The organism is Bradyrhizobium sp., assembly GCF_004799445.1.
In the GTDB taxonomy this organism is placed as follows: Bacteria; Pseudomonadota; Alphaproteobacteria; order Rhizobiales; family Xanthobacteraceae; genus Bradyrhizobium.
Map to the genome: position 1 here is coordinate 1 of NZ_SSNA01000158.1, position 25,167 is coordinate 25,167.

21 protein-coding genes and 1 pseudogene are annotated in these 25,167 nt (G+C 64.5%); 7 read left to right on the plus strand and 15 right to left on the minus strand.

Annotation, left to right across the window (positions count from 1 at the left end; genetic code table 11):
- Positions 1-46 precede the first annotated feature (46 nt).
- From E8A46_RS20815 to E8A46_RS20825, 3 genes are all read left to right on the plus strand, one after another.
- Complete coding sequence (locus E8A46_RS20815) at positions 47-472, plus strand: hypothetical protein (protein WP_291565291.1); 426 nt, start codon at positions 47-49, stop codon at positions 470-472.
- A 188-nt stretch (positions 473-660) separates the two neighbouring features.
- Positions 661-1,080 carry a hypothetical protein gene (locus tag E8A46_RS20820; RefSeq protein ID WP_291565294.1) on the plus strand — a complete coding sequence of 140 codons (420 nt, stop codon included), beginning with the start codon at positions 661-663 and terminating at the stop codon, positions 1,078-1,080.
- Positions 1,081-1,247: 167 nt separating this feature from the next.
- Positions 1,248-1,568, plus strand: coding sequence for a hypothetical protein (locus E8A46_RS20825; RefSeq protein WP_291565297.1), 321 nt, complete (start codon positions 1,248-1,250; stop codon positions 1,566-1,568).
- A gap of 552 nt (positions 1,569-2,120) precedes the next feature.
- Here the strand turns inward: E8A46_RS20825 and E8A46_RS20830 are convergent.
- The 6 genes from E8A46_RS20830 to guaD all read right to left on the minus strand — a co-directional run bounded on the left by E8A46_RS20830 (position 2,121) and on the right by guaD (position 10,594).
- The gene (locus E8A46_RS20830) at positions 2,121-2,456 is read right to left on the minus strand and encodes a 2Fe-2S iron-sulfur cluster-binding protein (protein ID WP_291565300.1); all 336 of its coding nucleotides are present in this window, start codon (positions 2,454-2,456) and stop codon (positions 2,121-2,123) included.
- Positions 2,453-4,177 carry an FAD-binding protein gene (locus E8A46_RS20835; RefSeq protein ID WP_291565303.1) on the minus strand — a complete coding sequence of 575 codons (1,725 nt, stop codon included), beginning with the start codon at positions 4,175-4,177 and terminating at the stop codon, positions 2,453-2,455. The genes E8A46_RS20830 and E8A46_RS20835 overlap by 4 nt, the downstream gene beginning before the upstream one ends.
- Positions 4,178-4,310: 133 nt before the next feature.
- Positions 4,311-5,279 carry a xanthine dehydrogenase accessory protein XdhC gene (gene xdhC / locus E8A46_RS20840; RefSeq protein ID WP_291565306.1) on the minus strand — a complete coding sequence of 323 codons (969 nt, stop codon included), beginning with the start codon at positions 5,277-5,279 and terminating at the stop codon, positions 4,311-4,313.
- A gap of 9 nt (positions 5,280-5,288) precedes the next feature.
- Positions 5,289-7,661 carry a xanthine dehydrogenase molybdopterin binding subunit gene (gene xdhB, locus E8A46_RS20845; protein ID WP_291565310.1) on the minus strand — a complete coding sequence of 791 codons (2,373 nt, stop codon included), beginning with the start codon at positions 7,659-7,661 and terminating at the stop codon, positions 5,289-5,291.
- Positions 7,648-9,126 (minus strand): xanthine dehydrogenase small subunit, encoded by a 1,479-nt coding sequence (gene xdhA / locus E8A46_RS20850; protein ID WP_291565313.1) that lies wholly within the window; start codon positions 9,124-9,126, stop codon positions 7,648-7,650. Before xdhA ends, xdhB begins: the two co-directional genes overlap by 14 nt.
- A 73-nt stretch (positions 9,127-9,199) precedes the next feature.
- Positions 9,200-10,594 carry a guanine deaminase gene (gene guaD, locus E8A46_RS20855; protein WP_291565316.1) on the minus strand — a complete coding sequence of 465 codons (1,395 nt, stop codon included), beginning with the start codon at positions 10,592-10,594 and terminating at the stop codon, positions 9,200-9,202.
- 261 nt (positions 10,595-10,855) lie between these two features.
- Here guaD and E8A46_RS20860 point away from each other — a divergent pair, with 261 nt between their 5' ends.
- The 4 genes from E8A46_RS20860 to E8A46_RS20875 all read left to right on the plus strand — a co-directional run bounded on the left by E8A46_RS20860 (position 10,856) and on the right by E8A46_RS20875 (position 15,131).
- Positions 10,856-12,133, plus strand: a complete 1,278-nt coding sequence (locus E8A46_RS20860) for a lytic murein transglycosylase (RefSeq protein ID WP_291565376.1) — start codon at positions 10,856-10,858, stop codon at positions 12,131-12,133.
- 47 nt (positions 12,134-12,180) lie between these two features.
- On the plus strand, positions 12,181-12,684 hold the full coding sequence (locus E8A46_RS20865; RefSeq protein WP_291565319.1) for a DUF1993 domain-containing protein: 504 nt from the start codon (positions 12,181-12,183) through the stop codon (positions 12,682-12,684).
- Between the two features lie 330 nt (positions 12,685-13,014).
- Positions 13,015-14,115 (plus strand): alkene reductase, encoded by a 1,101-nt coding sequence (locus E8A46_RS20870; protein WP_291565322.1) that lies wholly within the window; start codon positions 13,015-13,017, stop codon positions 14,113-14,115.
- Between the two features lie 200 nt (positions 14,116-14,315).
- Positions 14,316-15,131, plus strand: coding sequence for a tetratricopeptide repeat protein (locus tag E8A46_RS20875; RefSeq protein WP_291565325.1), 816 nt, complete (start codon positions 14,316-14,318; stop codon positions 15,129-15,131).
- Here the strand turns inward: E8A46_RS20875 and E8A46_RS20880 are convergent.
- The 9 genes and pseudogenes from E8A46_RS20880 to E8A46_RS20920 form a co-directional block, all read right to left on the minus strand.
- Positions 15,114-15,833 (minus strand): hypothetical protein, encoded by a 720-nt coding sequence (locus E8A46_RS20880; RefSeq protein WP_291565328.1) that lies wholly within the window; start codon positions 15,831-15,833, stop codon positions 15,114-15,116. The two genes, E8A46_RS20875 and E8A46_RS20880, sit on opposite strands and share 18 nt — an antisense overlap.
- Before the next feature lie 478 nt (positions 15,834-16,311).
- A complete protein-coding gene (locus tag E8A46_RS20885) occupies positions 16,312-18,108 on the minus strand; it encodes an ABC transporter substrate-binding protein (RefSeq protein WP_291565331.1) in 1,797 nt (598 codons plus the stop codon).
- Between the two features lie 73 nt (positions 18,109-18,181).
- A complete protein-coding gene (locus E8A46_RS20890; RefSeq protein ID WP_291565334.1) occupies positions 18,182-18,508 on the minus strand; it encodes a DUF2160 domain-containing protein in 327 nt (108 codons plus the stop codon).
- 9 nt (positions 18,509-18,517) lie between these two features.
- Complete coding sequence (locus E8A46_RS20895) at positions 18,518-19,324, minus strand: carbohydrate ABC transporter permease (protein WP_291565338.1); 807 nt, start codon at positions 19,322-19,324, stop codon at positions 18,518-18,520.
- Positions 19,324-20,226 carry a sugar ABC transporter permease gene (locus E8A46_RS20900; RefSeq protein WP_291565341.1) on the minus strand — a complete coding sequence of 301 codons (903 nt, stop codon included), beginning with the start codon at positions 20,224-20,226 and terminating at the stop codon, positions 19,324-19,326. Before E8A46_RS20900 ends, E8A46_RS20895 begins: the two co-directional genes overlap by 1 nt.
- Positions 20,226-21,311, minus strand: a complete 1,086-nt coding sequence (locus E8A46_RS20905) for an ABC transporter ATP-binding protein (protein ID WP_291565343.1) — start codon at positions 21,309-21,311, stop codon at positions 20,226-20,228. Before E8A46_RS20905 ends, E8A46_RS20900 begins: the two co-directional genes overlap by 1 nt.
- 12 nt (positions 21,312-21,323) lie before the next feature.
- Entirely contained in the window at positions 21,324-22,403 is a 1,080-nt protein-coding gene (locus E8A46_RS20910; RefSeq protein WP_291565345.1) for an ABC transporter ATP-binding protein, read from the minus strand.
- The gene (glpD, locus tag E8A46_RS20915) at positions 22,400-23,944 is read right to left on the minus strand and encodes a glycerol-3-phosphate dehydrogenase (protein ID WP_291565347.1); all 1,545 of its coding nucleotides are present in this window, start codon (positions 23,942-23,944) and stop codon (positions 22,400-22,402) included. The genes E8A46_RS20910 and glpD overlap by 4 nt, the downstream gene beginning before the upstream one ends.
- Positions 23,945-24,080: 136 nt before the next feature.
- Positions 24,081-24,955 (minus strand): annotated as a pseudogene (locus tag E8A46_RS20920) (DMT family transporter).
- Positions 24,956-25,167 lie beyond the last annotated feature (212 nt).

A 25,167-nucleotide genomic window follows, 5' to 3' on the forward strand; every position in this document is an offset into this window, starting at 1 on the left:
CTAGTGGCGTTGCGCGGCGCGGTCCGAGCGGCTGTAATGCCGGGTCATGAGCACCAAGTCTCGCCACTCGATCTATGGCGGCCGGATCAGGGGCGCGGAAATCCGCGCCAGGAGCGCACGGGAGGCCGCCAAAAACGCCGCTCGCGAGGCCAACCGCGCCGAAGCCGAAGCCTGGTCGATCCGGATGGAAGGCTATGGCGGGCCGGCGCAGCCGTCGCCGACCATCGCGCAATGTCTGCATGGCGGGCTCGGCTGGCTCGAGGTCGAATGCAACCGCTGCAACACGCGCGCGAGCCTGCCGCTCGACGCCATCCGCCGCCCGCGCGACACGCCGCTGTGGAAACTCGAGGCATCGCTGAAATGCCGGTCGTGCCGCAAGGGGCGTTACGCGCCGCCGGTGCACATGATCAAGCTGACCGAGACGCGCGAGATCGCGCCTTATGTCTGGGTGCATCCGGATGAGGAGCGGTGAGCATCCGCGTCACACCTTCGAAGCCGCCAATTGCATCAACTCAGCCCTTTGCATTGCACACCCCGCATCGCGCTCGAACATAATAATAATTTTAGCCGTCCGGCTGGGCCTTCGCCGCAACCACCCGGCCGTGGCCGCCGTTGGTTCGTCAGCCAATTTTGGTGAACCACAGAGTTGAGGAGGATCTTATGAGGAAACAGTTTCTCGCAAGCGCGATGGCCGTCGCTCTGGCAACGGGAATGACGACCAGTGCGATGGCCTTCGGGCACGGCGGCGGCGGGTTCCACGGCGGCGGTGGCTTCCATGGCGGCATGGCTGGCGTACATGGCGGCGGCTTCCGCGGCAGCTTCGGTGCAATGCATGGTGGCAACTTTGCCGGCATGCGCGGCTTTTCCGGACGCGGCTTTCATGGTGGCTGGGGCGGCCGGCGCTTCGTCGGCGGCTACGGATATGGCGGCTATGGTTACGGCCCCTCCTACGATGATGGCTATTATGGCGGCCTCGGCCTGGTAGGCTTGGGCCTCGGGCTGGCCGGGCTCGGCTCTTGCTCGCCCTATGACTACGGCTACGGCTACGGCTATTGCGGACCGGGCGTCGTCGGCTGGTAAGTAGCCGCGCCGTCGTGACAGGTTGATATCGCATGGGCTGCCCGGTACCGGGCAGCCCTGATAATATAATTTACCTGTTCTGCTGCGCCTTCGCTGCAACCATCCGCGTGCGGCTGCCGTTGGTTCAGCAGCCGATATTGGTGAACGATCGGGTGCAGGAGGTTCTCATGAGAAAACAGCTTCTCGCGGGCGCGATGGTCGTGGCTCTCGCAACAGGTATGACGACCAGTGCGATGGCCTTCGACCGCGGTGGCGCCGGTGGCTTCCACGACGGTGGTTTCCATCGCGGCGGTTTCCATGGCCATGGCCGCCATGCCGGAATCCGCGGCTTCGGGCATGGCCGGCATCCTGGCTGGAGCGGCCCGCGCGTCGTCGGCGGCCATGGCGGCTGGGATTACGGCCCCAGTCATTATGAAGGCGTTGCCCCCTTCGGCCGTCTTGTCGGGCCGCCCGCCACGGGCGGATCGACTTTCTCCGTCGGCTTGTAAATGACGCCGGCATCGCGGCGCGGTGATCACGGCATTTCACAACCGTTCGCGGCACGGTGATCTCACGACGATCCCCTTACGGTCATCTACGGCTGCTCTGTTCGGGCAGCCCTTTTTTATGCGGCTATGCCCGGTGCCCGACGTGAAGACGAAGCGCCATCTGTCTTTTTCAGGTGAACGCGCATCGACGCGCCGGAGAATCTTCAAATGGGACGAGCGAGCACAGACGCCGCGCAGCTCGCCTCTTTAAACATTTATTTAATCAAACATTTTTTTGACCGCGGCCTTCGCCTCACTAAACATTTCTTTAATTCGGTTGGCGGTCGACCTGAGGTAAAGCTCAATCATCGGCTGGGGCCCCCAGCGCATTTGTGGACTACCAACACCTCAGCCGCAGCCCTTTTGCCAAGAGGGGATTGGCTAGGAATCCAACGGTCCATCTTGCGTCGTTCCAGTTGATGCACCAACAGCGGCGAGGTGCCGTGTCCTGCCAAGAGCGCGGAACCTCGCCGAAGTTGTTTTGGCTTTGCCGAGTCGCGATCGCGCGAAATTCTACTGCCGCGGCAACAGCCGCTCGTCCGGCGGCGCGATCTCGGTGACGAGATCGCGAACAAGCGCCTTCTTCGGCAACGGCGCCAGCGCGGTGACGCCTTCCTTCAGCCGCACCGTGCAGGCGTAATCGACCTTGCCGTCGATCAGCATCATGCATTCCTTGCAGGCGTTGGCATTGATGCAGGAGAATCGAAACGCCAGCGACGGGTCGGCCTCGCAGCGGAGCGCGCGCAGGCCGTCGAGCACGGACTGACCTGGCTCGAAGGCAACCTCAAAACTTTCGACGCGCGGCACTTCGCCGGGCGCGCCGCGCTGGATCGCGAGGGTTGCCTTCACGCCGCCGCCCTCCCGCTTGACGGCGCGGCGCGGCGGAGCTCCAGCGCGCTATCGCCCGACAGCGCGACGATCTGATTGACGCACCAGCCGTCGTCGAGACCCGGATGATCCTCACGCTGATGCGCGCCGCGGCTCTCGGTGCGCGCCAGCGCCGGCACCGCGACCGATTGCGCCACCAGCAGCATGTTGCGAAGATCCAGCCAGTCGACCAGCACGGGATCGAACGCGGAGGCGGAGGAAAACGGCACCTCGCCGATCTCGCTTGTCATGCGCGCGATCCCAGCCAGCGCCGATTGCAGTTTCGCTTCGGTGCGGAACGGCCCGACCTGATCGGCCATCAGCGCCTTCAGGTCCCTCACCAGCGCCGCCGCATTGGGCGCGTCGCGCCGCTCCGCGCTACGCAACAGATCGAGCGCGGGACGGGCGGCCTGCGCGGACCAGCGCGAGGAATTGCGCTGCGCATGGCGCGCGGCGTTGCGGCCGGCGCTTGCGCCGAATACCAGCGCCTCGGTGATCGCGTTGCCCGAAAGCCGGTTGGCGCCGTTGGCGCCGCCGACCGCCTCGCCGCTGGCGTAAAGACCGGGCACCGCCGTCCGCAGCGTGTCGTCGACCCGCACGCCGCCCATGTGGTAATGCGCGATCGGCGCGACTTCGACCGGCCGCTTGGTCAGATCGATGCCGTTGGCGGCGAGCCGGTCCACCACCGGGCCGAAGGCGCTGCGGATCTCGGCCTCGGGCAAATGCTGGAAACTGAGATAGGCGCCGCCGGCGGGGCTGCCGCGGCCGGCCTCGACTTCCCGGGTGATGGCGTAGGTGGCGAGATCCCGCGTCAGCACGTAACGGCCGTCGCTGCGGGTGTCCAGCGTCGCATAGTCCTGCTCGAATTCACGCATCTCGGCGTTGAGCAGCTTGCCGCCGAGCTTGTAGCGGAACGGATCCCACATGATCGGGTCCATGCCGACCAGCCTCGGCGCGAGGTGACCGATCGGAAAGAACTGCACGAACTCCATGTCGATGAGTTCGGCGCCGGCGCGCAGCGCCAGCGCATAGCCGTCGCCGCCCATGTTGGACGAGGCGCTGTTGCGCCGGTAAAGCCCGGTCAGGCCGCCGGTCGCGATCACCACGGCCTTGGCCGCGAGCGTGACGGCCTCTCCGCTCGGCAGATGCAGCGCGGTCGCGCCACAGGCCACCCCGTCATGAAGGGCGATATCGACGATCATCAGTTCGCCGATCCGGCGGATGCCGCGCGACAGGTTGAGCTGCGCGCGCAGCGCGCGCGACACCGCAGGCCCGGTGGAGAGAAAATCGACATAGGCGCAGCGCGGCCGGTCATGGCCCGGGGCCTGCGCCTGCTTGATGTGGCCGTCCTCGCGCGCCCAGCCGACCTTCCAGCCGTCCATCTCGCGCAGCCGATGCGGTCCGTCCTCGCACAACAAGGCGGCCAGCCGCTCGTCGCACAGGCCGCGGCCGGCCGCGAGCGTATCGGCCAGATGATGCTCCCAGTGATCCGGCGTCTGCTCGGCAAGCGCGGCGGCGACCGTCATCTGCGCCATCACGGTGGCGCCGCCCCGCCCGATCAGGCTGCGGTCCGCCAGCACGACCGAGGCGCCCGCCTTCGCGGCCTCGAGCGCGGCATACATGCCGGCGCCACCGGCTCCGATCACCAGCACGTCGGTCTCGATATGCGCCGGCGCGGCGCCTTTATTTGCTTGAGCGGTCATAATGGTTCCAGTGTCGGATCGCTCACGCTTCTAATGCACATCCCGGGGATAGACCACTTCCATAGCGGTTGGCTGCCATTCCAGCGGCAGAGGTCATCGCGATTTCAGCGCTGATGGAGCAGGCTGCGGCTGTTCAATTATTCAGCACCGCTGTCGCCGAGGCTCTGCAACTGTCGCGCTCTCTTTCAATCAGGAGCTGCGCCGCGACCCCTGCCGCGATGATGCTGGGCTCCTTGTCCCTGATGCCGGGCAGACCGATCGGGCAGACCAGCCGCGCAATCTGTTGCTCGGAGATGCCGAGTTTCTGAGCCTGGCCTGCGAACCGCGCCCGCTTGGTGGCGGACCCGATCAAGCCGACAAAGCCGAGGTCAGGGCGGCGCAGCGCCGCCGCCGCGATGGAATAGTCGAGCGGGTGAGAATGGGTCATGATCACGGCGAAGGCGCCGGGAGGCGCGGCATCGAGCTCGCGCTCGGGCGCGTCGGTGCGGATCGTGGTCACGTTGGCCGGCACATAGTCCGGAAAATGACCCTCCCTTGTGTCGATCCAGCGCACCGAAAACGGCAGCTGCGACAGCGCAAGCACGACCGCGCGGCCGACATGGCCGGCGCCGAACAGCAGGACCGTCTTCCGCACCTCACCGAACCGCTCGACGAAGCGCTGCTCGATCGGGCCTTTTGCGGCTTCCGCGCCGTCGACATCCCGGATCTCGCGCGCGATCCGGCCCTGCCCGGTCATGCGGCTGATGGTGGCAAAGACTCCAGCCTCCTCCGCGGCCGCGAGTTCGCCAACGCGGTCGAGATCGCCAGCATCGAAGGTCTCAATCAGGGTGGTGACCGATCCGCCGCAGCATTGGCCGAGATTCGGACCCAGTGGCCATACCCGCACCGACGCGGAAGGGGTTTCCGCCGACAGCGCGGCCTCCGCCACCGCGAGCGTCTCGTATTCGAGCCGGCCGCCGCCGATGGTTCCGAAAAAGCCGGCGCCCGGTTCAACCACCATGCGCGCGCCGACCTCGCGCGGCGCCGAGCCATCGACCTTGATCACGCTGATCAGGGCCGCGCGACGATGCTGCTCAAGCGATTGCCGGATTCGTCGCCACACCAACTGCATTCAGGTCGGTCCGCTGCCGGGGATGCCGTGACCGGGGAGACCATGGCCGTTCGCCAGCGCCGCCGCGGCGTCGAAGTCTCCCACCGCCTTGAGGATCGCTTCCGGCGTCGCCGGCGCGTCCAGCAGCACCGGCTTTCCGGGGTTGACCGAATGGATCGCGTCCGCGATCGCGGCGAACACCGAGGTCGCCAGCATCAGCGGCGGCTCGCCGACGGCCTTGGAACGGTAGATGGTCGGCTCGTGGTTTTCGTTGTCGAACAATGCAACGCGAAAATCATCCGGCACGTCGGAAGCGACCGGAATCTTGTAGGTCGACGGCGCGTGCGTCAGCAGCCGGCCGTCTTCGCCATAGACGAGTTCTTCGGTGGTCAGCCAGCCCATGCCTTGCACGAAGCCGCCCTCGATCTGGCCGATGTCGATCGCCGGATTCAGCGAACGGCCGACATCGTGCAGGATATCGACGCGCTCGACCTTCATCTCGCCGGTGGTGACGTCGACGATCACCTCGCTGCAGGCAGCACCATGGGCATAATAAAGGAACGGCCTGCCCTTTCCTTTGGCGCGGTCCCAATGCAGCTTCGGGGTCTTGTAGAAGCCGGCTGCGGACAGATGGATCCGTGCGCCGTAGGCTTTCCTGGCAAGCTCGCCGAACGAGACGCTCTCATTGCCGATGAACACCTGGTCGTCGCGGAATTCGACGATTTCCTCCGGCACGTTCCAGCTAGTGGCGGCAAACTTCGCCATCCGCGCCTTGATCTCGCGGCAGGCGATCTGCACCGCCATGCCGTTCAGGTCGGTTCCGGCGGAAGCGGCCGTCGGCGAGGTGTTCGGCACCTTGTCGGTCGATGTCGCCGTGATGCGCACGCGCTCAAGCCCGATGCCGAATTCCTCGGCGGCGATCTGCGCCACTTTCTGAAACAGGCCCTGCCCCATTTCGGTGCCGCCATGGTTGAGATGCACCGAGCCGTCCTGATAGACGTGAACCAGCGCGCCGGCCTGATTGAGCACCGCGAGCGTGAAGGAGATGCCGAACTTCACCGGCGTCAGCGCGATGCCGCGCTTGAGGATCGGCGAGGAAGCGTTGAACGTCTCGATCGCGTTGCGGCGGCGGCGATAGTCCGAGGTCCGCTCCAGCTGCGCGATCAGCCGGTGGATCACCTCGTGATCTTCGACGGTCTGGCCGTAGGGCGTGACGTCGCCACCGCTGCGGTAGAAATTGGCCTTGCGCACATCGAGCGGATCGAGGCCGAGCTGCCGGGCGATCGCATCGATGACGCGCTCGATCGCCAGCACGCCCTGCGGCCCGCCGAAGCCGCGAAACGCCGTGTTGGAGACGGTGTTGGTCTTGACCCGCCTGGAGAGGATCCGGAACGCGGGCAGGAAATAGGCATTGTCGGAATGAAACATCGCGCGGTCGACGACGCCGGCGCTGAGGTCGGCGGAACATCCGCAGCGCGCGGCAAGCTCGAGGTTCACCGCTTTGATGCGGCCTGCCGCATCAAAACCGGCCGACCAGTCGACCCGAAAATCATGCCGCTTGCCGGTCATCGTCATGTCGTCGTCGCGGTCGAGACGAAGCTTGCACGGCCGGCCGGTGGCGTGCGCCGCCAGTGCTGCGATCACGGCCCATTGGGTCGCCTGGGTTTCCTTGCCGCCAAAGCCGCCGCCCATGCGCCGCACCTCGCAGGTCACGTAGGAGTCGGCGACCCCAAGCACGCGGGCGACCACGTGCTGGACTTCGGAAGGATGCTGAGTCGATGAATAGACCAGCATGTCACGGTCCTCGCCCGGCACCGCGAACGCGACCTGGCCCTCCAGATAGAAATGCTCCTGGCCGCCGATATGGAAAACGCCCTGCAAGCGGTGCGGCGCGCGGGCGATGACTGCGTCGGCGTCGCCGCCGACAAAAGCGTAATCGGGCAGCACGGTCTCCCCGGAAGCCAGCCCCTGCTCGACCGTGACATTGGGCGGCTCGCGGGCGATATCGATGACCGCCAGCGTCGCCGCGCGCCGCGCGACGTCGCGCGTGGTGGCGATGACGGCGAAAATCGGCTGGCCATGGAACATCACGCGTTCAGCGGCAAACGCCGGTTCGTCGGCTCTGGCGGGTGAAATATCGTTCTTGCCGGGAACATCGTGGGCGGTAATGACCGCATGGACGCCGGGGAACGCGCGCACCTTCGCGAGATCCAGCCGCACGATGCGGCCCCGCGCGACTGGCGCGCCGCCGATCGCCACGTGCAGCGTTCCCTCGGGTTCGCGGATGTCGTCGATGTAGTCGGCAGCACCCTGCACGTGCTTGAACGCGCTGTCATGCGGCATCGCCCGATGCACGTGACGCAAGGACGGGTTGGGTGGTTCAATCCGCGACATCGACAGCCTCCCGGGAATCGAGGATGCGGGTCACGGGGCTGGATACGCCGGCGATCTCGGCCAGCGCCTTGATCACGATATTCCGCGCCACATTGAGGCGATATTCCGCGCTGGCGCGCATGTCGGTCAGCGGCGTGAAATCATCGCTGATCCGCTCGGCCGCCAGCCGCCAGGTGCCGGCATCGTGCAGCGCCGCGCCGACCAACTGATTTTCGACCGCCGTTGCCCGTTTCGGCGTTGCGGCCATGCCGCCGAAGGCGATGCGCGCCGAGGCGATGCGGCCGCCATCGACCCCGATGCGGAACGCGCCGAGCACGGTGGTGATATCCTCGTCGAACCGCTTGCTGACCTTGAAGGCCCGGAACAATGTGCCGGCAGACAGTTTTGGAACGATCAAGCGCCGGATGAATTCGCCGGGCTCGCGGTCCTGTTTGCCGTAGCCGATGAAGAACTGCTCAAGCGGCAGCGCGCGTACCGCGTCGCCCTTGCGCAGTTCGATATGGCCGCCGAGCGCGATCAACAGCGGCGCCAGATCCCCGATCGGCGACGCGTTGGCGATGCTTCCGCCGACGGTGCCAGCCGCCCGCACCTGGACCGAACCAAACCGCCGCAGGATTTCCGCGATGTCCGGATCGATCGAGGCCAGCGGCGGCGTCGCGCGCGCCAAGGTGACCGACGCACCGATATGCCAGGCATCGGCGGTTTGCTCGATTGCATCGAGGCCGGCCCGGCCGAGATGAATGATCTTGTCGAGGACCGCGAGCTTCTTGGTGATCCACAGCCCGACATCGGTTGCGCCACCGATGATCCTGGCATCGGGATGGCGCTGATAGAGCGAAGCCAGCGCGGCCTCGCTGGCGGGTGCTGCGAAGAAGCTGGCCTCGTTACCGACGAAAACGTCGGCATGGTCGTCCAACTGGCGCAACGCGGCGATGGTGCCGGGCTCGTTGGCGACAAAACTATCCGCCACGGGTCCGGCGCAGGCTTCGCGGGCGGCGTCGACGATCGACCGGTAGCCGGTGCAGCGGCACAGATTGCCCGCGAGGCAATCGTTGATCCCAGCGCGATCGGTTCGCTCGCCGTCGCCATGGAAATGCGCGAACAGGCTCATGACGATCCCGGGCGTGCAAAAGCCGCATTGCGACCCGTGGCCCGCGGCCATCGCGGTCTGCACCGGATGCAGGTTTCCCTCCTGCGCGAGGTCCTCCACCGTGATGAGCTCGCCGCCGTCGAGCTGGCCGAGCGTGGCGATGCAGGCGTTCACCGGTTCATATACCAGGCGGCCGTCGTGCTCCCTGGCGATCACCACGGTGCAGGCGCCGCAATCGCCCTCGGCGCAACCTTCCTTGGTTCCGGTCGCGCGCTCATCCAGCCGCAGCCAGTCGAGCACCGTGGCTTGCGGCACAAACCGGTCGAGCCGAATTGTCCGGCCTTTGCTGCGGAACTGGATGCAGTTTCTGGTCATGTGGGCTCCGGACTCGGGTGCGACAGAAGTATCAGCAGGCTCACGGGTATGCCCGGCAACATGATTCGAGGCATTATTTCAGGCCTGATTTAAGGCTTGGCGATCGAAAGACGTCACGACCGCCGATCCAGACCCGCGCGATATTCGACTTCGACGCAGTATAGATGATCTTTTGCAAGATGTTCTCGCCGGAATCGAGGTCGTCCCACAGCCGGATCGTGCCGCCCGGCGCGGCCGTATCGATCACCATCGCGTCGAACTGATAGCCCGGCGAGAAATGTCCGACCGGCAGGTCAAGCGCGATGGCGCCGCCGGTGGTGGCCAGATAGAAGGCGTCGCGAAAGTCGATCCAGACGCCGGACTGAGCGCTACGCTTCGCCGGCGGGAGGCTGGGGTCAACGCCACTTTCCAGCAGACGCGCGACGAACAGCGCGCTGCGCATATTGTCGAACAGCGACGCGCTCGGGCCGCCTGAAATATCGGTGCCGAGCCCGACATGCAGTCCCTTCTCGAGCGCCGCCTTCAGCGGAAACACCGCACTGGAAAAATAGGCGTTGGACAGCGGACAATGCGCAATGCCCGAGCCGCGGGCGCGGATGGTGTCCATATTGCGCGGCGTGATCAGGTTCGAATGCGCCAGCACGGTGTGGCGGCCAAGCAATCCGAAGCGATCCAGGCTTTCGGTGTCGGTGATGCCGTGACGGTCGAGCACATAGCCATGTTCCCAATCGCTTTCCGAACAATGGGTCTGGACATGACAGCCGCAACTCTTTGCCAGCGCGCCAAGTCCCTCCAGCGTCGCGTCGGTGCAGGAGGGAATGAAACGCGGCGTCACGACCGGCTTGACCAGCGCCGCAGCGTTGGCCGGGTGGCTGCGGATGTAACCGATCAGCTCTTCGGTACCGCGCAGCGCCGCCTCCGGCGACGCGTCACGGTAGAAATCGGGACACTCATCGACATTGTCCATCGCCACCTTGCCGATCAGCGCACGCTGGCCGGCCTCAAGGCAGATATCGGCGAGAATGCGCGTGGCCTCCTGGTGAATGGTCGCAAAATAAAGCGCCGTGGTGGTGCCATTGGCGATGAGGTCATCGACCAGCAGGCGATAGCTTTTTCGGGCAAAGGCCGCGTCGGCGTAGCGGGCCTCCAGCGGAAAGGTGTATTTCTGCAGCCAGACCTCAAGCGGGACGTCGAGCGCGCTGCCGAGTTGCGGGTATTGCGGTGCATGAATGTGCAGATCGATAAAGCCCGGCAGCAGATAGGCGCCTTCCGGCAGGGTCACCAGCTTGCCCGCGGCCTTCTGGCTGTCCTTCTGCTCATTATAATTGTCGTCGTGCGGTCGAAGCACGGAAGCAATGGCGCCGTCATCGCCGATGGAAATCAGCGCGTTCTGAAAATGATCGATGTCGCCGCGTTTGGTGGTATGGAAGCCCGATGCAATGATGGTCTTGCCGCACAAGTGGTCCATGAAGAGTTCTGCGCCTCGCCTTGTCGGTGGGACTATATTGAGTTTGCGGCACCAAGTCGCGGCCGAATCCGGAGCTCGATGAAGGCTGCGCGGTCTGCCTCCAGACAGCTCCAGAGAGCCCCATTTCCGACAGGCCGGGCATGACGGCGCGACCCGAATGATGCTACGACAGCATCACATCCGGCCTATTCATGCCCAATCGGAAACCGCATGCGGACGATTTCGACGACATTATTTCTGCTCACCGCCGTTTTGCTGGCGATGCCGTGCGAGCCGGCGTCGGCCCAATCGGTCGCGCCGCTCGGCCAGCCCATGGTGGCCCCGGCCAGACCACCCGCGGTTCCCTCGTCGCGCGCGGCCGCCTGCCACAACGGCGCAAGCTTCGATCGCTTCCTCGCTGATTTGAAGCAGCAGGCCGTCGCTGCCGGCGTGTCGCAGCGCGCGATCGCGGAAGCCGCGCCCTATCTCGTCTACGACCAGGGCATCGTCAACCGCGATCGCGGCCAGCGCGTGTTCGGGCAGGTGTTCACCGAATTCGCCGGCCGCATGGCCGCGCCCTACCGGATGCAGCAGGGCCAGGCGCGGATCAAGACCTACGCGGCGGCGTTCGCGCGCGCGGAGAAGGAATATGGCGTGCCCCCGGCCGTGATCGCCGCGTTCTGGGGCCTCGAAAGCGATTTCGGCGCCAACATGGGCAATCTGCCGACGCTGCGCTCGCTGGTGTCGCTGGCCTATGACTGCCGCCGCTCCGAGCGGTTTGCCGGCGAGACCATCGCCGCGCTGAAGATCGTCGACCGCGGCGATCTTGCGCCCGAGGAAATGATCGGCTCCTGGGCCGGCGAACTCGGCCAGACCCAATTCCTGCCGACGCATTATTTCAACTATGCGGTGGATTACGGTGGCCGCCGCAATCTCTTGCGCAGCCCGGAGGACGTGATCGGCTCGACCGCGAACTACATCGCCAACGGGTTGAAATGGCGGCGCGGCGAACCCTGGCTGCAGGAAGTGCGTGTGACGGCGACGTCAAATTTTCCCTGGGACCAGGCCGACCTCACGATCCAGCTGCCGCGTTCGAAATGGACGCAGCTCGGCGTGACTTATCCGGACGGCAAGCCGTTGCCGAACGACGACATGCCGGCCTCGCTGCTGCTGCCAATGGGCCGCATGGGGCCGGCCTTCCTCGCCTATGCCAATTTCGCCGCCTACACCGAATGGAACAACTCGCTGATCTATTCGACCACCGCCGGCTATCTCGCGACCCGCATCGCGGGCGCGCCGCCGATGCAGCGCCCCGCCGCGCGGGTGGCGCAACTGCCCTTCAACGAGTTGCGCGAGCTGCAGCAACTCTTGGTGCGCGCGGGCTTCAATGTCGGCAAGGTCGACGGCGTGATGGGCCAGCAGAGCCGCAGCGCGGTGAAGGCGATGCAGATCAAATACGGCCTGCCGGCGGATTCCTGGCCTACGGCCGAACTGCTGGCGCGAATGCGCGGGCCGCGCACGCAACCGGCAGCCGCCGCGGCGTTGCCGCCTCCGCGATAGTCCCCATATGTCCCCGGCCTAAGTCCGCCAACCGAAAAGAGCATCAGATGTCCTTCTACGACTCGACCGTTCCCGCCTTCCTGCAGATTCTCGGCAGCCTCTCCGGCCTGCTCAAAAAGGCCGAGGCCTATTGCGAGGTGAAGAAGGTCCAGCCCGAGGTGCTGCTCGGCGCGCGGCTTTATCCGGACATGCTGCCGCTGTCGAAGCAGATCCAGATCGCCTGCGATTTCGCCGCCAAGAGCTGCGCGCGGCTGACGGGGAGCGAGGTGCCGACCACGCCCGACACCGAAAAGAGCTTCGAGGAATTGGGCCAGCGGCTGGCGAAGACCAGCGACTATCTGAAGACGTTCAAGCCCGCGCAGTTCGAAGGCGCCGACGCAAAGGACGTGACCTTCCCGGCAGGACCGAACACCAACATCACGCTGAAGGGCCAGGAGTTCGTCAACCGCTTCGCGTTTCCGAACTTCTACTTCCACGCCGCGACCGCGCACGGCATCCTCCGGCACAACGGCGTGGAAATCGGCAAACGCGATTTTCTCGGGGTGAGCTGATTGCTCTCCCGTCATTGCGAGGAGCGAAGCGACGAAGCAATCCATGCTTCTCGCGCGGAGGGATGGATTGCTTCGATTCGCTCGCAATGACGATCCAGTTACGGTAAGTTCGACTGCCAAGGCGGATGTCCTCAGGCCATCTCTGCTCCCCAGCCTGCCATTTCAAACAAATCATCCTACGCGCGCCCTTCTGGCCACTGCGCAGCAAGCCCCGTGGTGTCTCGCGGGGCTTGCTTGCGATATCGTGATAGCTGGCTGCTTGCCGCGGGCGGCTGGAAGGCACACATCAGTGTTTCCCGCCTGTCCTGCCATTCACCGAGAGCCACAAAAATGAGTACGCCATCCAAACTTTTCGAACCCTACAAGCTTGGCCCGATCACGCTTCCCAACCGCCTTGTGATGGCGCCGCTGACCCGCAACCGCGCGGTCGAAGGCCTGGTGCCCAGTCCGCTGGCGATCGAATATTACGGGCAGCGCGCCTCCGCCGGCCTCTTGATCACCGAAGCGAGCCAGGTTTCGCAGCAGGGCCAGGGCTATCAGGACACGCCCGGCATCTATTCGAAGGAACAGGTCGCCGGCTGGCGCAAGGTCACCGACCGCGTGCACGCACGTGGCGGCCGCATCTTCATCCAGCTCTGGCATGTCGGCCGCGTCTCGCACACCTCGCTGCAGGTGAATGGCGGCGCGCCGGTGGCGCCGTCCGCGATCCGCGCCAAGGGCAAGACCTTTGTCAATGGCACCTTCACCGACATCTCCGAGCCGCGCGCGCTCGAGCTTTCGGAAATTCCCGGCATTATCGAAAGTTTCAGGCGCGGCGCCGCGAACGCGCTGGCGGCCGGCTTCGACGGCGTCGAGATCCATGGCGCCAACGGTTATCTGCTGGATCAGTTCGCCAAGGACGGCGCCAACAAGCGCACCGACGCCTATGGCGGCTCGATCGAGAACCGCGCCAGACTGATGCTCGAAGTCTCAAAGGTGGTGGCCGCGGAAGCCGGGGCTGAGAAAACCGGCATCCGGATTTCGCCGGTGACGCCGGCCAACGACATCTCCGACTCGAACCCGCAGCCGCTGTTCGACTACATTGTCGATCACCTCAGCACGCTGAAGCTGGCCTACATCCATGTCATCGAGGGTGCGACCGGCGGTCCGCGCGACATCGCGCCGTTCGACTACGCAAGCCTGCGCAGGCGTTTCAAGGGCGCCTATATCGCCAACAACGGCTATGATTTCGAACTCGCCAACAAGGTGCTGGCCGCCAACCAGGCCGACCTGATCGCGTTCGGAAAGCTGTTCATCGCCAATCCCGATCTGGTCGAGCGCCTGAAGAAGGGTGCCCCGCTCAATGCACCCGACAAGGCCACGTTCTATGGCGGCGGCGCCAAGGGCTATACGGATTATCCGACGCTGGAGGCCGCTGACGCGGCGGAGTAAGGACGCACGCCTCACCTTCGTTGAAAAGGCCGGGATCGCTCCCGGCCTTTTCCCTTTCGTCATGCCCCGCGCAGGGCGGGGCATCCAGTAATCGCCGCCGTCCACGATGGAATCGAGAAGCCGCGGCGTACTGGATCGTCCGCTTTCGCGGACGATGACAGCCGGTTGCAGGCTCGCCTCGTTGCTCTAATGTGCTGGACATGATCCAGCCCACGCCAGAGGAAACCATTCGTCGCGCCACGGCCGCGTTCAATGCGGGCCGGGCGGATGAAGCGCGGCAACTCTGCGAACAGGGTTTGATCCGGCAGCCCGGTGAACCCATGCTCGGCCATCTCTTGGCCGCCGTGCTGTTTTCCAAAGGCGAGATCGAGGCGGCGCGCGGTCATATCGCGACCAGCCTGGCACGACGGCCCGACAACCCGGCCGCGCGGCTGCTGGCGGCGCGCATTGCCCGCGCTATCGGCGATTTTGACGGTGCATTGTCGCATCTCGACCGGGCGATCGCGATCGCGCCACAGCGGGAGATATTTCTCGAAAAGGCGCGGACGCTCGATCAGGCCGGCCTTCGGCCGCAGGCGCGGCAGGCATGGCGGGCGATCCTGGACGTCATTCCCGAGAACATCGAGGCCGCGGCCCGGCTGGGGCGGCTGGCGTGGGAGGATGGCGATCATGCCACCGCCGTTTCCTTGCTGGAACGCGCGGCGCAACATGAGGCTCCCGCATCGGTCTGGTTCGATCTTGGCCTCGCCCGCCAGGATGGGCGCGACCCTGACGGCGCCGCACAGGCCTACCGCAAGGCGATCGAGATCAAACCCGACCACGCCGAAGCCGCGCTCAATCTCGGCGTCGTGCTGCAGGAATTAGGCGATCTCGATGGCGCCCTGCGCGCCTACCGCGTTGCCTATCGGCTGCGCCCCGAAAGCTTCGGCACCATCGCGATGGCGCTGACCTCGGCGCCGCACGGCCGGCTGTGGCTCGATGAGGCGTCGTTATACCAATCACTCGGCGGTGGTTAGCCGGCCACGCCGCGCGCGAAAATGTTTGCGGTACACATTGGGCGCAGCCAACACCTCGGCGACGGTCTTTGCGTAGGCCTCCTTGTGAACCGCGTCAAAGCTCTCGAACACGAGCTGCGGCGCCGCGCGCGGCACCGCGAAGACCTGCGCCACCGGCGTGCCCTTCGGCAGCACGCCGGAAAAATCCGGCTGCATCCAGACGGCCGGAAAATTGATCCCGCCGTCGTGAAAGCGATCGGCGTCGACCAGTCCGGTGACCAGGCGAAACGGCAGGTCGTCGCGATTGACCGGATGGGTGGCGAACAGCGACCAGCCGGGCTCAAGCTCGATGGTCCAAAAGCTGTTGAACTTGATCGCGGCCTGCCCGCCCTTGGCAAAGGGCGCACCGGCAAACTGCGCCGCGACGTGAAAGCTCAGGGGCGCCCGGGGATGCCCTGGGGTCGATGGCTCCGGAATGTTCCAGGCCCACGAAAACGAACCGCGATCGACCGTCACGTCGCAGGGCAGCAGGATGAGAACCCCGTAGGCCATCGCGTCGACAAAGGGCGGGCACTGCTTGACGGTGCGAATCTCCCGTCCGTGGATTTCCGAAGCCGCCTTCGCCGGCATCGCCCGCAGCCAATCGGGCAGCGCGCCGCGCGCCGGCACCGGCCGCGGCAGATGGTCCGATAAGGCCGGATCGCAACGAAAGATCATGCGCATGGCCAAACTCCTGTCGCGTGCGGCGCGATACTGCTGATTATATCGTCATTGCGAGCGAAGCGAAGCAATCCGTGGGACCGCAAGCGGAAATGTGGATTGCTTCGTCGCTTCGCTCCTCGCAATGACGATAAGAAGGGCCAGGAGCGCTCCCTCTCCCCGCGTGCGGGGCCGAGACGAGCGAAGCTCGCTCTTAGAGGGTTGGGGTGAGGGGTACTCTCCACAGACTCGGACTCGTGGAGACTCCCCCTCACCCGCCGCGCATAAGCGCGGCGACCTCTCCCCGCAAGCGGGGCGAGGTAACAGAACCGCTCGCACAATGGAAAAAAGGCCGGGATCGCTCCCGGCCTTTGGTTGTTCTCTGGCCGTCATGCCCCGCGCAGGCGGGGCATCCAGTAATCCGTGGACGCCAACGATCAGATCGAGAAGCCGCGGCGTACTGGATCGTCCGGTCAAGCCGGACGATGACAGCAAAGCGCCCTCAGTTCAGCGAGGCGCGCTTCGGCGGCGTTGCCGGCCACGACTTGATCAGCGTGTCGTAGTCGATGGTTTCGCCCTTCGGCTTCTCGTTCGCCAGCTTGCGCTGGGGCGCGATATTGCCGTCCTTGGCCGACTTCGCGAACCAGTGCTCAGCCGTCTCCTTCTTGTTCATCTTCGGCCCGCAGGCGCCCTGCACGCCAGATTTCTCCAGCCGCTCCATCACCGAGTCCTGCGCTGCCGCCAGCGAATCCATCGCGGCTTGCGGCGTTTTCGCACCGGACGACGCATCGCCGATGTTCTGCCACCACAATTGCGCCAGCTTCGGATAATCCGGCACGTTGTTGCCGGTCGGGGTCCACTGCACGCGCGCCGGCGAGCGGTAGAACTCGATCAGCCCGCCGAGCTTCGGCGCGCGTTCGGTAAAGGACTTGTCCCAGATGTCGGACTCGCGGATGAAGGTGAGACCGACATGGCTCTTCTTCAGGGACACCGTCTTGGAGACGATGAACTGCAGGTAGAGCCAGGCCGCCTTGCGGCGATCCACCGGCGTCGACTTCAAGAGCGTCGCAGAGCCGACGTCCTGATAGCCGAGCTTCATGCCGTCCTTCCAGTAGGCGCCATGCGGCGACGGCGCCATCCGCCACTTCGGCGTGCCGTCCGCATTCATCACCGGCAGGCCGGGCTTCACCATGTCGGCGGTGAAGGCGGTATACCAGAAGATCTGCTGGGCGATGTTGCCCTGCGACGGCACCGGTCCCGATTCGGAGAAGGTCATGCCTTGCGCCTGCGGCGGGGCATATTTCTTCATCCAGTCGAGATATTTGACGATCGAATAGACCGCCGCCGGACCGTTGACGTCGCCGCCGCGCTCGACCGAGGAGCCGACCGGACGGCAGCCTTCCATACGGATGCCCCATTCGTCGACCGGAAGTCCGTTCGGGATGCCCTTGTCGCCGTTGCCGGCCATCGACAGCCACGCGTCGGTGAAACGCCAGCCCAGCGACGGATCCTTCTTGCCGTAGTCCATGTGGCCATAGACCCTGACACCGTTGATTTCCTTGACGTCGTTGGTGAAGAATTCGGCGATATCCTCGTAAGCCGACCAGTTCACGGGGACGCCGAGGTCGTAGCCATACTTGGCCTTGAACTTGGCCTTGTATTCCGGATTGGAGAACCAGTCGTAGCGGAACCAGTAGAGGTTCGCGAACTGCTGGTCGGGCAACTGGTAGAGGTGGCCGTTCGGCGCCGTGGTGAACGACTTGCCGATGAAGTCGTTGACGTCGAGCCCCGGATTGGTCACGTCCTTGCCCTCCCCGGCCGTCCATTCCGTCAGATCGACGGCCTGACCGTAACGGAAATGCGTTCCGATGAAGTCGGAATCGTTGATCCAGCCGTCGTAGACGTTCTTGCCCGATTGCATCTGGGTCTGAATCTTCTCCACGACATCGCCCTCCTGGATGATGTCGTGTTTCACCTTGATGCCGGTGATCTCCTCGAACGCCTTGGCCAGCGTCTTCGATTCATATTCGTGCACCGTCAGGGTTTCGGAGACCGCGTTGATCTCCATCCCCTTGAAGGGGGCAGCGGCCTTGATGAACCACTGCATTTCCTTCATCTGATCGTCCTTCGACAGCGTCGACGGCTGAAATTCGGCGTCGATCCATTTTTTGGCGGCAGCCTCGTCCGCGAACGCGGGCGCGGTGATCGCAGATGATGCCGCCATCAGTGCGAGCGCGCTGGTCATCATCAGGATGCGTGTCCTTCTCGCAGGACCTTTGCTCATCTCCAAGTGTCGCATGGTGGTTCCTCCGTTGCAGCGACAGACATATTCAGGCCCGGGTTGGTCCCGGATCTGCTCTTTTTCGCTTGCCTCAGACGGTGCGGAATATTGCAACCGCCGAAACAAGCGAAATCACGGTGGCGAGCCAAAGGCTCGACAATTCAATTCCTTCACCGACCGGCAGCGTCGCGACGGTGTCGGTGCCGGCGAAGCCTATCCACAACAGATGGATCACGGCGGCCATGATCAGCGAAATGAACAGGCGGTCTCCGCGCGTGGTCGGAATCCGCAAGATGCCGACGCGCTCGGCTTCCGGATAGGCGATCGCCAGCCAGGTCATGACCGCGAGCGTTGCCGCCAGCAGCACGAAAAAGATCGCGGTCGGCAGCGTCCAGGCCATCCATGCGATGCTCTCCATGGCGCCCTCCTAGACCCTGCCGAGCGCGAAGCCGCGCGCGATGTAATTGCGGACGAACCAGATCACCAACGCGCCGGGAATGATGGTCAGCACGCCGGCGGCCGCCAGCAGGCCCCAGTCCATGCCGGCTGCGGAGACGGTGCGGGTCATCACGGCCGCGATCGGCTTGGCGTTGACCGAGGTCAGCGTGCGCGCCAGCAGCAATTCGACCCATGAAAACATGAAGCAGAAGAACGCCGCGACGCCGATCCCGCTGGCGATCAGCGGCACCAATATCTTCACGAAGAACCGCGGGAACGAATAGCCGTCCAGGAACGCGGTCTCGTCGATCTCGCGCGGCACGCCGGAGACGAATCCTTCCAGGATCCAGACCGCGAGCGGCACATTGAAGATGCAGTGCGCCAGCGCCACCGCCCATGGCGTATCGAACAGGTCGATCGCCGAATAGAGATTGAAGAACGGCAGCGCATAGACCGCCGCCGGCGCCATCCGGTTCGACAGCAGCCAGAAGAACAGATGCTTGTCGCCGAGGAAGCGGTAGCGCGAAAACGCGTAGGCCGCCGGCAGGGCCACGGAAATCGAGATCACCGTATTGATCACCACATATTTCAGCGAATTGATGTAGCCGGAATACCAGCTCTCGTCGGTGAAGATGCGCACGTAATGGGCGATGGTCGGCTGATGCGGCCACAGCGTCATGGTCGAGACGATCTCGCCGTTGGTCTTGAAACTCATATTGACCAGCCAGTAGATCGGCAGCAGCAGGAAGATCAGAAACAGCGAGAGGATGAGGCGGCGGCCGGGAATCGAATGCATCACGCGACTCCCTTGTCGGGGCGCCGCTCGGTGCCGGCATTGGTCATCACGGTGTAGAAGATCCAGCACACGATGATGATGATCAGGTTGTAGACCAGCGACAGCGCGGCGGCCTTGCCGAGGTCGAACTGCCCGAGCGCGATCTTGACCAGTTCGATGGAAATGAAGGTGGTCGAGTTGCCCGGCCCGCCACCGGTGACCACGAACGGCTCGGTGTAGATCATGAAACTGTCCATGAAGCGCAGCAGCACCGCGATCAGCAGCACGCGGTTCATCTTCGGCAGCTGGATGGCGGTGAACACCGCCCAGCGCGAGGCGCCGTCAATCTGCGCCGCCTGATAATAGGCTTCGGGTATCGACTTCAGCCCGGCGTAGCACAACAGCGCCACCAGGCTGGTCCAGTGCCAGACGTCCATCACGATGACGGTGGCCCAGGCGTCGAAATCGTTGGAGACGTAGTTGTAGTTGATGCCGATGCTGTTCAGCGCATAGCCGAGCAGGCCGATGTCGGGCCGGCCGAAGATCTGCCAGATCGTGCCGACCACGTTCCACGGAATCAGCAGCGGCAGCGCCAGGATCACGAGGCAGGCCGCCACGCTCCAGCCCTGCCGCGGCATCGACAGCGCGACCACGATGCCCAAGGGAACCTCGATCGCGAGGATCACGGCGGAGAAAAACAGGTTGCGCCACAGTGAAGCGAAAAACCGCTCGCCGAGATCGGTCGACGGATCGAGCAGTTCCTTGAACCAGCCGACGCCGTTCCAGAAAAACTGGTTGTTGCCGAAGGTGTCCTGCATCGAGTAGTTCACCACCGTCATCAGCGGCAGGATCGCCGAGAACGCCACCACCAGGAACACCGGCAGCACCAGGAACCAGGCCTTCTGGTTGACGGTCTTGTCCATCAGGCCGTCCCCTCGACCAAGAGGCTGTCGGCGTAAACGTGAACGTGCGATGGATCGAACACCAGGCCGGCGGCGTTGCCAGCAACGGAAAATCCCGGCGGCACTTTCGCGGAGAATTTCGCCTCGCCGATCCGCACCCGCGCGAAACGGACGCGGCCAAGGTCATCGATGCGCTCGATGTCGGCCGCGAGCAGACCCGGCGCCGGCGGCGCGACATCGACGAATTCCGGCCGCACGCCGATCTCGATTTTCGCCCCCGGTGGCAGGCGGTCATAGCTGCGGTTCAGCGCGATGGTGTGGCCGTCGATGCGCGCCTCGCGACCGCTGACCTCGGCGGGCACGATATTCATGCCGGGCGAGCCGATGAAATAGCCGACGAAGGTATGCGCGGGTTTGTCGAACAATTCCGCCGGCGTGCCGCTCTGCACCACGCGGCCGTCATGCATCACGACCACGGTGTCGGCGAAGGTCAGCGCCTCGGTCTGGTCGTGGGTGACATAGATCATGGTCAAATCGAGCGCGCGATGCAGCGCCTTGAGTTTCGACCGCAATTGCCATTTCAGTTCGGGATCGATCACCGTCAGCGGCTCATCGAACAGGATCGCCGCGACATCGGAGCGGACCAGTCCGCGGCCGAGCGAGATCTTCTGCTTGGCGTCCGCGGTCAGCCGCTGCGCCTTGCGCGCAAGAAAAGGCGTGAGGTCGAGCAGCCGCGCGATCTCGGCGACGCGCGCTTCGATCTCCACCTTTGGCACGCCGCGGTTCTTGAGCGGGAATGCCAGATTTTGCCCGACCGTCATGGTGTCGTAGATCACCGGAAACTGGAACACCTGGGCGATATTGCGCTTCTGCGTCGACAGCGGCGTGATGTCGACGCCATCGAACAGAATCTTGCCGCGCGACGGCGTGACGATGCCCGAGATCAAATTGAGCAGCGTAGTCTTGCCGCAGCCCGACGGCCCGAGCAGCGCATAGGCGCCGCCCTGCCGCCAGGTCATCGTGACCGGCTTCAGCGCGAAGGATTCCGCGGCGGCGGCATTGCCGCTGTAGGAATGCGCAAGATCGACCAGGTCAATGCGGGCCATGCTGCATGTCCCTCACGTCGCGCCCGGCGCGGCGACCAGCCGGCCGGCGGCGTCGAACACGAACACGTTGTCCGGATCGAGCACGGCGTCGAGCAGGTGTCCGGGCGGATATTCGTGCACCCCCTGCAACACCGCGACCCAGTTGGAGGCGTCGCGGTTGAGATGCACAAAACTTTCCGAGCCGGTGATTTCGGTCACCGTCACCGTGGCATGAAACGCATGGCGGCCGGCGATTCCGTTGGCGACCTCCAACTGGTGGGCGCGGAAGCCGACCCGGTAGGCGCCATCGTCGAGCTTTGCATAGAGTCCGGCGGCCGGCGCCTGCACGCCGCCGGCATATTGCACCGAGCCGTTTTTCTTTTCAATGCCGACGATGTTGAGCGGCGGGTCGGAAAACACCTGGGCGACGCGCAACGTGTCGGGATGGCGGTAGACGTTCGGCGTCGGACCGGCCTGCAGCACCTCGCCTTCCCACATGCAGATGGTGCGGCCGCCCAGCAACAGCGCCTCGGAGGGCTCGGTGGTGGCATAGACGAAGATCGCGCCGGAAGCCTCGAAAATGCGCGGCAATTCCGTGCGCAATTCCTCGCGCAGCTTGTAGTCGAGATTGGCGAGCGGCTCGTCGAGCAGCACCAGATCGGCGCCCTTCACCAGCGCGCGGGCGATCGCGGTGCGCTGCTGCTGGCCGCCGGACAATTGCAGCGGCGTGCGGTTCAGATACGGCTCGAGCTTCAGCAGCCTCGCCGCCTCCTGGACGCGCTTTTCGATCTCCGCGCGCGGCTTGCCCTGCACCCGCAGCGGCGAAGCGATGTTTTCATAGACGGTCAGCGAGGGGTAGTTGATGAACTGCTGATAGACCATCGCCACCGAACGCCGCCGCACGTCGGCGCCGGTGACATCCTTGCCGTCGACCAGGACGCGGCCTGATGTCGGTTTGTCGAGTCCGGCCAAAAGCCGCATGATCGATGTCTTGCCCGACAGCGTCGGGCCGAGCAACACGCTCAGGGTGCCGCGCTCGAGCGTCAACGAAACGTCGCGAATCGCCGCAATGCCGTCGACCGATCGCCAGACGTGCTCCAGCTCAACGCTCATGGCCGCCCTCCCGCTTCACGCAAGGGGCTCTCGGGAGAGACGCGATGGGCTGATATCCAGTCGTCAAGGGCGGCAATTTCCGAAGACGTCAGTCGCAATCCGAGCTTGGACCGCCGCCATACAACGTCTTCGGCGGTGCAAGCCCATTCGGTTTGCATCAGGTACCTGACTTCGGCCTCCGTCAAGCTGGCGCCGAACGACCGGCCGAGATCGCCAAGGGATTTCGCGGTGCCGAGCAGCTTGCCGGCGCGCGTGCCGTAGGCATGCGCCAGCCGGTTGGCATGGGATGCCGTCAGGAATGGATAGTTGCGCACCAGTTCCGCCGAAAGCGCCGGGACCGCCGAGACATCCATGTCGCCGCCGGGCAGCGGCGCCTTGCCGGTCCAGCCTTCGCGCGCCTTGCTGCCGTTCAGATAGGGGCCAAGCTTTTCGAGCGCCTCTTCGGCGAGGCGCCGATGGGTGGTGATCTTGCCGCCGTAGATCGACAGCAGCGGCGCGCCGCCGGGCGTGTCGAGTTCGAAGACGTATTCGCGGGTAGCGGCCTTGGCATCGCTGGCGCCATCATCATAGAGCGGGCGAACCCCGGCATAGGTCCAGACCACATCCGAAGGCTTGACCGGGTTTGCCAGGTATTCGCTGACGGAATCGCAGAGATACTGGATCTCCTCGGCCGAGGCTTTCACCTTGGCGGGGTCGCCGTCGTAATCGCGATCGGTGGTGCCGATCAGCGTGAAGTCGTCCTGGTAGGGAATCACGAAGACGATCCGGCCGTCGCTGTTCTGGAACATGTAGGCGCGGTCGTGTTGGTAGAGTTTGCGCACGACGATGTGGGAGCCCTGCACCAGCCGCACCTTGGCGCGCGCGTTGACGCCGGAGCCCGCCGCCAGCACCTGTTCGACCCACGGACCGCCGGCATTGACGAGCACGCGGGCACGGATGGTCGAGCGCTCGCCGCCAAAAGTGTTCTCGACCGTGACCTGCCAGATGCCATCGGTCTGCCGGATCTCGACCGCGCGGCTGCGGGTGCGGATTTCCGCGCCGCGGTCGGCGGCATCGCGCGCGGTGAGAACCACAAGCCGCGCGTCGTCGACGAAACAGTCGGAATATTCGAAGCCTTTGGTGAAGCGATGCGGCACCAGCGGCTTGCCGACTTCGTCGCGGGTCAGATCAACCGAACGTGTCGGCGGCAGCAAATGCCGGCCGCCGATATGGTCGTAAAGGAACAGCCCGAGCCGCAACAGCCAGGCCGGCCGCAAGCCGTCATGGTGCGGCAGCACGAAGCGAAGCGGGCGGATGATGTGCGGCGCGATGCCCCAGAGGATTTCACGCTCGATCAGCGCCTCCCGCACCAGGCGGAACTCGTAGTATTCGAGATAGCGCAGCCCGCCATGCACGAGCTTGGTCGACCAGGACGACGTCCCGCTCGCCAAATCATTCATTTCACACAGGAAAACAGAATTTCCCCGGCCGGCCGCGTCGCGCGCGATGCCGCAGCCGTTGACGCCGCCCCCAATGATTGCGAGGTCGAAAATCCGCTCCAAACGACGCTTCCCCCGGCGACTCGCCTTCGCTTCGGCGATTTCGCTTTCGGTTTGGATTAAATCACAACCAAATGTGAAAGCAACGACAAAGTGCCGATGGCCCCTCGGTTTGCGGGACGGAAAGTTGCGCGATCGTTCAGCGGCGAAGCAGCCGGCCATCCATCATGACCAGGCTGGTCATGATCAATATCATCCCGAACAGCTCGAACGGCTTCAGCCTTTCACCAAGAAACACGGCGCCGAGCATGATCGCACTGAGAGGCACCAGCAGCGTGACCAGGGATGCGTTCGTTGCCCCCGCAGAGGCGATGAGATTGAAATACAGAACGCGAATGCCGTGGTGAAGACCGCGAGCACGAGGATCGCCGTCCATATGGGAATGCTCGAAGTGACGATCTGCTCCGGGCTGTAGAGAAAAAGGACGATCGGCGCCATGAGTATTGCTGCGACCGTAAGTTGGCCGGTTGCGACGACGGTCGGCTTGATATCCTTGAAGCGCTTGGCGTAGACGACGGCAAAAGCATACGAGATGGCGGCCCCGATGACCGCGAGCTTCGCCCATGCCGGGCCGCCAAGTCCGGATAGAAGTCCGGGACCGATCATGATGGCCGCTCCGGCCATCCCAAGCGCCACGCCGGCGAGTTTCGCGGCCGAGAGCTTTTCGTCTGATGTCAGCAGGTTCGCAACGAGGATCGTCCAAAGCGGCGTGGTCGCGTAAAACACGGATGCGAGGCCCGCGCCGATTTGCGTTTGTCCGCTGAAAATCAGGGAAAACGGAATCACATTGTTGAGCAGGGCCAGCACCAGGAACGAGCCGGGCCGGTCGAGAACGGGCGCGAAGGAAATGCCGCGCAGCCCCAACCAAAGATGCAGGACCAGCGCTGCGATCGAGACGCGATAGAGGACCAGGGCCAACGGCGGAATCTCGGCGACGGCAATGCGGGCGAAGAAGAAGGAGCCGCCCCAGAGAAAGCCGAGCAGCACAAGCTGCCCCCAATCGCCCACCGACATCGACCGCGACAAGACCGCCGTACGCAACGCTTTTCCTATCGCATCAGATGGAGACCGACTGCGTCGTGTGCAGTTCTATGGCAATAATGTCGGTTATTCTTGCTGAAATTTCTGCCATACATGGAAGGTCTTTTCACGTTCCGGCGAGCGGAAAGAATTTCCGCCGGGATGTCATATCCTGGACCCATGCGGGCGCACGCACGCAGGCCGGA